Raw genomic sequence first — 7,490 nt, 5'->3', positions numbered from 1 at the left:
GATTAATGTTACCAATATGGAATCGAGTTTCATTCTAAAACTGCTAACAAACGCTTCAAGAGGGACAGTGGACTTGATCCGTTTTACTGGACACGCATCGACGACCTGAGGAGGTCAGTATGCCAGCCTATAAAACGGGTAAAAAGACAGCGCAATATTCACTAGACTTCAAACTGAAAGCGGTTGAATGGAGCTATGAAACGCATCGAACAGTGAAGTCGGTTGCAGAGGCGCTTGATATCCATCCATTCATGCTATCGAAATGGCGTAAAGCATATCGAGATGGAGAGTTTGGTATGGTCAAGTCCCAAAAAAGTAAAGTGAAGCCAGACAAGGTGAAGGATGAGTTATCGGCACTCAAGAGACGGATCACGGAGCTTGAAGAGAAAAGTGGTGCTTGGCGAGATCAACGCCAATAAAGAATCGAGCAGACATGGTTACCCCCATTATCCAATGGCTGCACCTAAGTGTGGCAGATCTTCAAGAGGGGGAATCCATGTCATTCGTTAGTTGCTAAAGGAGAAATATGAAAGAATTATCAGGTGGGCGAGAGTCTGCAATTTATCGTGATGGTGAAATTATTTATCGACCATTACAATTATGGAGCCCAACAATTCATAAGCTGTTAACGCATTTACAAAGCTCAGGCTTAACAGAGTCGCCTAGATTTCTTGGCATTGAAGGGAAACAAGAAAAATTAAGTTTCGTTGTTGGTGATACTTATAATTATCCATTAGTTGGTGCTATTGCAACGTCAGAAGCTTTGAGATCAGCAGCTAAATTGCTTAGAAAAATTCATGACTCAACAGCATCGTTTGTCAGTAATAACGACATCGTAAATTTACCGTGGATGCTCGACCCACGAGAGCCATTCGAAGTTATATGTCATGGTGATTTCACGCCGTACAATGTAGCACTTTCAGGAAATTCAGTAGTTGGTGTGTTTGATTTTGACACAGCACATCCCGCTTCAAGAGTGTGGGACTTAGCTTATTCAATATATTGTTGGGCACCTTTTAAAACGGACAGCATTGATGGCCTTGGCACAATGGAAGAACAACTTTTAAGGGCAAGGTTATTCTGCGATAGCTACGATGCTACATATAGTCAAAGAGAGCAGCTTGCGGATGCAATGGTTCGGCGATTAAATGCCCTTGTGAACTTTATGCGAAAAGAAGCAGATAGTGGCGACGAGCAATTTGCGACAAACATTGAGGAAGGGCATCTACAATCTTACCTTAATGACATAGATTACATCGAAACTAACAAGCACAAAATTCAGCGCGCGCTGTGCAACTAACAACGCTTCAAGAGGGACAGCCAACGCGCGGCATGTTTACTATGCGTTGGTCATTGTTGGTACGGTGTTATGCGGAAAGTTGGTCGTGGCGTTGGCTGCCCCTTAAGCGGGCGTTAGAGTGCCGAGTTCAACATAGGAGTATAGTTTATGGATAAACACATCGTTGTTTTAGGCGGTGGTGGTTGGATGATGGGAGAAAAACAGAGCAAATTAGACCGTTATGCACTTGATCTTACGGGCAAGCGTGAACCAAAAGTTTGCTATCTTTCTACAGCAACTGGTGACGCAGAAGAAGCTATTCAACGTTTTTACGATTCAGGTCTTAGTTGTAATTTGACCCATTTTCCATTGTTCAAACCAGACTCCAATTGGCGCACAAAGCTGCAAGAGCAAGACGTTATATATGTTGGGGGCGGTAATACCCGTTCAATGTTAGCTATCTGGCGAGAGTGGGGCATAGATACAATACTCAAAGAATGCTACGAAAATGGTGTGGTATTGTGCGGTATGAGTGCAGGGGCTATATGTTGGTTTGACTTAGGCATCAYCGACAGCAATCCCGAAGAATATACAGTTATTGACGGCTTGGGTTTCGTGCGTGGTCTAGCCTCAGCTCATTTTAATGGCAGTGATGAAAAGGCTGACTTATTTTCTGATTTTTCTCAAAATAACAGTAGTGTACCGTGCTATGGTATTAGCGATTATGCCGCCCTGCACTTTGTTAATGGTAAATTATATCAGACGGTTACTAGTAAATTTGATGCAAAAGTAACGTTCGAAAATGCACTCTAACACATATGAGCTCTTCTCCGGTCAATAGGCAATAGCATTTTTTGGCAGCGTCAGTAGCCAATGCTTTCGAACAACTAAATCGTCTACTTCGTTCTGTCATTTCCGCCATTAAGTCATTGCTTACGGCAAACACATATAGAAGGTCTCTTACTGCGGTCTCACCGCTGCCTGCCAATCATGTGACAGGGCCATTAGACATTACTTCCGTTCCCACGCAGGCGCTATTCAAAAAGAAAGCTAAACGTTTGTTTTCCTGTTATCTTCAGGCTCAGTTTGGGGGTAAGCAACGTTGTTGTCCGTTGAAGCGGTTGCGAACCAGCTCTCTGGCCTAGGATAGCGTAGTTGGAGATTAGGTGCAGGATGATTGTACCGACTAAACGTGTTGGAGACATGGGCTTTCAAATTAGCACCGTGACGCATGATTTTGGTTCGGCGGCGAAGTAAATCGCGAGTGGCCCTCATCGCTTTTGGATAGATATAAGCCAGCGGAAAGTTACCGCCCCTGAGAAGAGAAGCAATGTTATAGGAATCAATGCGGTCGTTCTTGGTTTTGCCGCCGTGAATTAATTGAGCGTTATACGATTAAGGAGAAAAATGAAGCCGGATTTACACGGAAGTAGAATCATATTGAGATCTATTCAACCTAAGGATTGCAACGATCTATTTGAAATTTATGGTGATATTCAAACAATGGAATTTGCCTCAGATCCAGTTTTTACATCGAAAGATCTGATAGTTCAGATGCTAGAAAGTGTCGTCCGACTAGAGAAATCAGGTGAATCGTTGGAATGGGCGATTATGGATCAAGCGACAAACAAGGTTATTGGAACCTGCGGCTTACATAGCTTTAGTGATAATGGTGATTCCTGTGAAGTCGGATGCTTACTAAATTCATCGTACTGGCGACAAGGGTATATGTCGGAAGCTCTTAGTTTATTATTTTCACATGCTCAATCTTTGGGTATTGAAAGGTTGTATGCAGATATTGATGAGGGTAACTTTCGGTCTCAAGCTTTGTTTAATAAGCTAGGTTTCAAAGCTAAAAACGGTCAGTTTCAGCGCTTGGTGTGAGGCGTCGCATAACACATATGAGCCCTTCTCCGGTCAATAGGCAATAGCATTTTTTGGGCTACGCCAGCAGCTAATGCTCTCGAACAACAAAGTCGTCTACTTCGCTCTGTCATTTCCGCCATTAAGTCATTGCTTACGGCAAACACATATAGAAGGTCTGTTACTGCGGTCTCACCGCTGCCTGCCAATCCTGTGACAGGGCCATTAAACATTACTTCCCGTTCCCACGCAGGAGCGTGGGAACGAGTTATCTCAGGAGCAATGAGTAACCGTCCACGGATGTCCTCTCGCTATACACACGTAGGAGTGTAGGAACACTATAAAAAATTAACTCGATATAGTAATCTCTTATATTAGAAATTGTATTGAACTGAATGTAAATAATCAAGATAAGACCCTCGTTTTTATTTATGTCATTATATAAATGGAAAATACTCATTATGGAAGATTTAGCCGATTTATTAAAAAGTAATGGTTTAAAGGTCAGAGTAAAAAATGGAAAAGTTTCAGTTAGACTTGACGGTCTCTCAAACCCAGTTTCGATAGTAAGAGATATATCTGACGATGAATGCAAAGTAAAAACGAACGATTCTATTATAACGGTTTTCGCTTGTTTTTCTTTATTTTTGGGTCTTTCGGGTATATATGARGGTAGTGGTAAATTTTTAATTAGTTGTGCATTTATTTCAATGGCTATAGCTTCTTTTTTTTCAGTACTACTTACAGAAGTTAAGTTGACTAGGCTTCGTGCTATTTTAACGGCATACAATCGCGGAGAGCACGACTAATAATGCGTGTCGCGTAGCTGGCACTTTTGACTAAGTATGGAGAATAAGGCGATGGATAACATTGATAAATCTTGGCTTGCGCGTTTGGGCGTGAATCATATTGAGAGCAATTATATTTTCACTGGCTGCGACTATTATAAACGAGGTGGTGAAGAGGATTTAGCGTTTCTGTATGCGTCTGATAACCTGACACTGGTAAGCTGCAATGAAGACGTTCGAACAGATCTAGAAAAATCTAAGCTGCGATCGCTGCATGACTATATCAACGGTGTAAATCCTCAAGCGTTTGAGGTCTATATTGATGATATTGATTATTATCTATCAGGTCATATTTGTGACGCTAAATCAAAGGTAGAGATTGATCAGCTCACGCTTGAAGCCCATCGAGAACGCATCGAACAATTTATCACAAGGTTTGATGAGGAAGAATTATTTAAAGCGGCTTTTAGTCTGGACTCAGACTATTTCTATATGGCTTATCTGGAAGGGCAGCCTGTTGGAATCATTGCGTCGTATTGTGGTGTCGAGCCCTTTGAATCGCTGTCTATCTTGGTGACACCAAGCTATCGTCAGCGTGGTGTCGGCAAGGCACTGATTTCAAGGTGGGTCAAAGAGGTTGAAAAGAGGGGACGTGTCGCCAGATATCGTGCCAATCGGGAAAATATTGCCTCCCGACGCCTTTGCGAGTCGTTAGGCTTTGTTGCTCACAGTCATATTCAAATACTGGCAAAACTATGAGTAGCGGCAACGACCCAATACGCATTGGTGGGGTTATCGCAATATGATGAGTGGGAGAGGGGTTTGTGGCTGATATTCATGGAGATTAAATGTTGTCTTTAGAACCCTCCATTGAGATTGTTGATGACTCATTTTTTAAGGGCGTTTTTGAGTATGATTAATTGGCTACGGGCTTTACTCGTATTTGGGGCTTTGGCGGTCTCTTTTTCGTCGATGGCGCAGTCGCTGCCAGAAGGAGCGATCCAAGCAGGATCGCTAGCCAACCAAAAATTGATCCAAGATGCCATGGCAGGAGTGCTGGTTACGGTGGCGTCACAAGGCTGTGAGCAGCCGAATGAATTTGTGCCTTATGTGCGCGAAATGCCGTCAGGCGAGGTAGGCACAAGAATGTGGCGAGAGCTATGGATTGTCGAAGGCTGTGGTGACAGCTATACGATAAAACTTCGCTTTCAGGAGGCGGGAGCTGGCGCCGCGAATTGGATGATTGAATAAACCGCACTGAAAATAATAAACGTCGACAATTTTGTCGCATTAATAATGAGGAAAGTATGTTTACATTGGATGTTAATCGTGACCTAAAATTGGAACTTATCAATACACGCTTTGCGCCGATTTATCTGGATATCGTTACCCGCGATCAGGAGTATTTAAGCCAATGGTTAGTGTGGCCACCGCATGCCCATGATGAAGCGTTCTTTTTGAGCTTTATAAAAAAATCCCTTCACGATTATGCAGAAGGTAAATCATTGGTATGTGGCATGATTTATCAGGGTCAATTGGTAGGCAGTGTGAGTTATAACACTATCAATCAGTCGCTTAAAAAGGTGGAAATAGGCTATTGGCTGAGCTCTTTGCACCAAGRGAAAGGGATTGTGAGTCAAGCCGTGGCTAAGCTCATTGAGCTGGCGTTTACCCAGTTTGGTATGGAAAAAGTACAGATATCGGCGGCAACGGAAAACACGCCCAGCCGAAAGGTCTGTGAGCGTTTAGGGTTCACACTCGAAGGCGTAATACGTCGTGCTGAAAATTTAAACGGACGCATTGTCGACCATGCCATTTATGGTTTAGATCGCGCAACGTGGAAAATTGCGAATTAGGTAGAGAGATCAAGGATACTCATGAATACAGAACAACAGGCATTTTTAAACGCCTACCTTGCCACCTTAAGTGAAGCAGAATGTCAGGCGGTGCCTGAAACGATTGCCGAGTACTTTTGCGCGGATGAATACAATGCCAACGAATGCGCCCGTTTGATTGATCAAGGCATAAAGCGCGCATCGTGCAGCCTAAAAGCATGCTACGAGATAGAAAACGAACCTTACCCGCAAGTCGGGCGTTTGACCGTGGTGCTTAACTGGGCGCAGCAGCCGGTTTGTATTATTAAAGTGACTGAAGTGAGCGAGTGCCCGTTTGATCAAGTGACTGCTGAGTTCGCCGCAGCGGAAGGTGAAGGCGACAAGAGTTATGCGTGGTGGCGACAGGCACATCTTGCGTTTTTTGAGCAAGAGGGGCAGGCACTCGGCGTACCGTTTACAACTCAATCCCCTTTGGTGTTAGAGCGCTTTGAGAAAGTCTATCCGCTTGATCACCATGAAACTGAGCAGGTAAGCGCATGATAAAACAAGTCGGTCAAACGCTCATCCAACCCGAACACTTGGCCCGCTGTCACTGCGGGACGGTTGTGTTAGCCCTCGCGTTACCCAATGGGATTGAAAACCCCAGACGCTGCGATTGCTCAATGTGTCGACGCCGAGGCGCCATTGTTGGCTCAGTCAAGCTTGCACAATTGCGTGTCGTTGCTGGCAGTGAGCAACTCAGTGTGTATTCCTTTAATACTCACACTGCTAAGCACTACTTCTGCTCACGCTGTGGCATTTACACCCATCACCAACGTCGCTCCAATCCGAGTGAGTTTGGGTTCAATATTGCCTGCTTAGATGGCGTCAATCCGTTCGAGTTGGAGAATATTCCCGTGATGGATGGAGTTCATCATCCAGCGGATCGCTAGGATGTCGCGGATGTCGTTTTGAGGGGTGGCTATGACGAAATTGGCATTTGTATCGGGTGGGTCGAAAGGAATCGGTTTAGGCTGTGTTCTGCGGCTAGTTGAGGCAGGTTATCAAGTGATCACGTGCTCGCGCAACGTAGACGTGTGGCAGGCCGTTGTTACTGAATACCCTGCACTTAAAACCGTTGATTATCAACAAGCTAATTTAGCCGATCAGGCTTCGCTAGAGCAGCTTTTCCGCTATATTCGCGAGCAATATGGCCAGTTAGATATTGCAATCAATAATGCCTCACCGGCGTTAGGATCGAGTGGCTTTTATCATCAAGTTGATATGTTTGCGTTGAAAGAAACGCTAAATAATGACTTCTGGGGACACGCTCAATGCTTGCAGTATCAAATTAAGTTAATGGAGACAGGTGGAGCCATTGTCAATGTCAGCTCAATCAATGGCTTGCGACCAACGCCAAATGCAGCGATGTACAGTGCGGCAAAGCATGCCCTAGAAGGGCTAACACAATCCGTCGCGCTAGAAGCAATCAGAAATAATATCCGTATTAACGCTGTGGCGCCGGGCGTGACGTGGACACCAAGGTGGGACGAGCGACAAACTCGTCAACCGACAATAAAGCTCGATGTTGAAGAGCAAGTGCCCGCCAAGCGCTTTGCACGCGTGGAGGAGGTTGTTGATGCCATTGAGTTCTTGCTCTCGGATAAAGCCAGTTATATCGTCGGCCATACGCTCGTTGTTGATGGTGGCCTCTCTTTGGTGTAGGCCATTTACATAGGATTAAGA

At 44.5% G+C, this 7,490-nt stretch carries 11 protein-coding genes and 1 pseudogene; 11 read left to right on the top strand and 1 reads right to left on the bottom strand.

All coding sequences use genetic code 11. From position 1 onward, the window contains the following. The first annotated feature begins 119 nt into the window (after positions 1-119). The 3 genes from BZG83_RS15330 (at position 120) to BZG83_RS15320 (ending at position 2,092) form a co-directional block, all read left to right on the top strand. On the top strand, positions 120-419 hold the full coding sequence (locus tag BZG83_RS15330) for a transposase (RefSeq protein ID WP_108743635.1): 300 nt from the start codon (positions 120-122) through the stop codon (positions 417-419). Between the two features lie 107 nt (positions 420-526). Continuing rightward, complete coding sequence (locus BZG83_RS15325; RefSeq protein WP_077481835.1) at positions 527-1,300, top strand: phosphotransferase; 774 nt, start codon at positions 527-529, stop codon at positions 1,298-1,300. Between the two features lie 147 nt (positions 1,301-1,447). Then, positions 1,448-2,092 carry a peptidase E gene (locus tag BZG83_RS15320; protein ID WP_077481833.1) on the top strand — a complete coding sequence of 215 codons (645 nt, stop codon included), beginning with the start codon at positions 1,448-1,450 and terminating at the stop codon, positions 2,090-2,092. A gap of 336 nt (positions 2,093-2,428) precedes the next feature. On the opposite strand, the pseudogene BZG83_RS15315 reads toward BZG83_RS15320, so the two are convergent. Continuing rightward, positions 2,429-2,656, bottom strand: a pseudogene (locus tag BZG83_RS15315) (IS110 family transposase); the annotation flags it as partial. A 30-nt stretch (positions 2,657-2,686) separates the two neighbouring features. Between BZG83_RS15315 and BZG83_RS15310 the strand changes: the two are divergent. The 8 genes from BZG83_RS15310 (at position 2,687) to BZG83_RS15275 (ending at position 7,469) form a co-directional block, all read left to right on the top strand. Then, entirely contained in the window at positions 2,687-3,163 is a 477-nt protein-coding gene (locus tag BZG83_RS15310) for a GNAT family N-acetyltransferase (RefSeq protein WP_077481831.1), read from the top strand. A gap of 440 nt (positions 3,164-3,603) precedes the next feature. Continuing rightward, positions 3,604-3,951 (top strand): hypothetical protein, encoded by a 348-nt coding sequence (locus tag BZG83_RS15305; RefSeq protein ID WP_077481829.1) that lies wholly within the window; start codon positions 3,604-3,606, stop codon positions 3,949-3,951. Positions 3,952-4,002: 51 nt separating this feature from the next. Next, positions 4,003-4,689 carry a GNAT family N-acetyltransferase gene (locus tag BZG83_RS15300; RefSeq protein WP_158011504.1) on the top strand — a complete coding sequence of 229 codons (687 nt, stop codon included), beginning with the start codon at positions 4,003-4,005 and terminating at the stop codon, positions 4,687-4,689. A gap of 153 nt (positions 4,690-4,842) precedes the next feature. Next, positions 4,843-5,181, top strand: a complete 339-nt coding sequence (locus BZG83_RS15295) for a hypothetical protein (protein WP_077481825.1) — start codon at positions 4,843-4,845, stop codon at positions 5,179-5,181. 56 nt (positions 5,182-5,237) lie between these two features. Then, positions 5,238-5,786, top strand: coding sequence for a GNAT family N-acetyltransferase (locus BZG83_RS15290; RefSeq protein ID WP_077481823.1), 549 nt, complete (start codon positions 5,238-5,240; stop codon positions 5,784-5,786). A 21-nt stretch (positions 5,787-5,807) separates the two neighbouring features. Beyond that, positions 5,808-6,305 carry an ASCH domain-containing protein gene (locus tag BZG83_RS15285; protein ID WP_077481821.1) on the top strand — a complete coding sequence of 166 codons (498 nt, stop codon included), beginning with the start codon at positions 5,808-5,810 and terminating at the stop codon, positions 6,303-6,305. Next, the gene (locus tag BZG83_RS15280) at positions 6,302-6,697 is read left to right on the top strand and encodes a GFA family protein (RefSeq protein WP_077481819.1); all 396 of its coding nucleotides are present in this window, start codon (positions 6,302-6,304) and stop codon (positions 6,695-6,697) included. Before BZG83_RS15285 ends, BZG83_RS15280 begins: the two co-directional genes overlap by 4 nt. 31 nt (positions 6,698-6,728) lie before the next feature. Next, complete coding sequence (locus BZG83_RS15275) at positions 6,729-7,469, top strand: SDR family NAD(P)-dependent oxidoreductase (protein WP_077481817.1); 741 nt, start codon at positions 6,729-6,731, stop codon at positions 7,467-7,469. Positions 7,470-7,490: the final 21 nt, after the last annotated feature.

Source organism: Salinivibrio sp. PR919, from assembly GCF_001995355.1.
In the GTDB taxonomy this organism is placed as follows: domain Bacteria; phylum Pseudomonadota; class Gammaproteobacteria; order Enterobacterales; family Vibrionaceae; genus Salinivibrio; species Salinivibrio proteolyticus.
The sequence above is the reverse complement of the archived record's forward strand: the minus strand, read 5'-3'. Positions and strand labels throughout refer to the sequence as shown.

Excerpts from the sequence above, each read along its gene's own strand:
- BZG83_RS15300 (WP_158011504.1), top strand. The coding sequence starts at position 4,003 with ATGGATAACATTGATAAATCTTGGCTTGCGCGTTTGGGCGTGAATCAT.
- BZG83_RS15325 (WP_077481835.1), top strand. The coding sequence starts at position 527 with ATGAAAGAATTATCAGGTGGGCGAGAGTCTGCAATTTATCGTGATGGT.
- BZG83_RS15285 (WP_077481821.1), top strand. The coding sequence starts at position 5,808 with ATGAATACAGAACAACAGGCATTTTTAAACGCCTACCTTGCCACCTTA.
- BZG83_RS15310 (WP_077481831.1), top strand. The coding sequence starts at position 2,687 with ATGAAGCCGGATTTACACGGAAGTAGAATCATATTGAGATCTATTCAA.
- BZG83_RS15280 (WP_077481819.1), top strand. The coding sequence starts at position 6,302 with ATGATAAAACAAGTCGGTCAAACGCTCATCCAACCCGAACACTTGGCC.
- BZG83_RS15330 (WP_108743635.1), top strand. The coding sequence starts at position 120 with ATGCCAGCCTATAAAACGGGTAAAAAGACAGCGCAATATTCACTAGAC.
- BZG83_RS15275 (WP_077481817.1), top strand. The coding sequence starts at position 6,729 with ATGACGAAATTGGCATTTGTATCGGGTGGGTCGAAAGGAATCGGTTTA.
- BZG83_RS15295 (WP_077481825.1), top strand. The coding sequence starts at position 4,843 with ATGATTAATTGGCTACGGGCTTTACTCGTATTTGGGGCTTTGGCGGTC.